1 protein-coding gene is annotated in these 603 nt (G+C 66.7%); it reads right to left on the bottom strand.

The window, feature by feature from the left end:
- On the bottom strand, positions 1 to 603 hold a 603-nt coding region (locus ACTIE1_RS16665), incomplete at both ends, for a PfkB family carbohydrate kinase (RefSeq protein WP_439563514.1).

Below are 603 nucleotides of genomic sequence, written 5' to 3'. Positions count from 1 at the left end.
GCAGAGGTGGTATCGACCGGGGTTTCGGGCTGCAGATCGTCGATCCGGCCCGCGCCATCGGCGCCGTCGAACAGCATTGGTCCGCCCCCGTTCTTGACCACGACATGCCGCGCGCCGCAGGCCAGATAGCGCGCCGCAGTTGCCTGCAGATCGCTGTCTCCGAAATGGGTGGCTTCGTCATCGAAACTGGGCAGGATCAGATCGGACTGGCCCGCCATCTCTTCGATCGCCGCACACATCGTCGCGGTATCAGGCCAGAGGCGCGGGCGCAGATTGGGGTCAAAGACGACCTGCGCGCCCTCATCGCGGGCGCGGGCAAGATGGGTGATCAGACGCGCGCGCGCCGGGGCTGGCAGGATCGCCAGAGTGATGCCCGACAGATAGAGCATCCGTGCCCCGGCAAAGGCCTGCGCCAGCCGCGTGTCGTCATCCGCAAGCCCACGCGCGGCGGAACTGTCGCGCCAATAGCTGAAACTGCGCTCGCCCTCCTGCAGAGAGATCGCATAAAGCCCGATCTCGCGCGCGGCATCCCGGCTGACATGGGTGGCGTCGATGCCGGATGCGCTCAGGAAATCCACCATCCGCTGGGAAAACGCCCCCGTG

Origin of the sequence: Roseinatronobacter sp., from assembly GCF_051859525.1 — a bacterium.
Classification (GTDB): Bacteria; Pseudomonadota; Alphaproteobacteria; order Rhodobacterales; family Rhodobacteraceae; genus Roseinatronobacter.
This window is presented reverse-complemented; position numbering and strand designations above follow the sequence as displayed.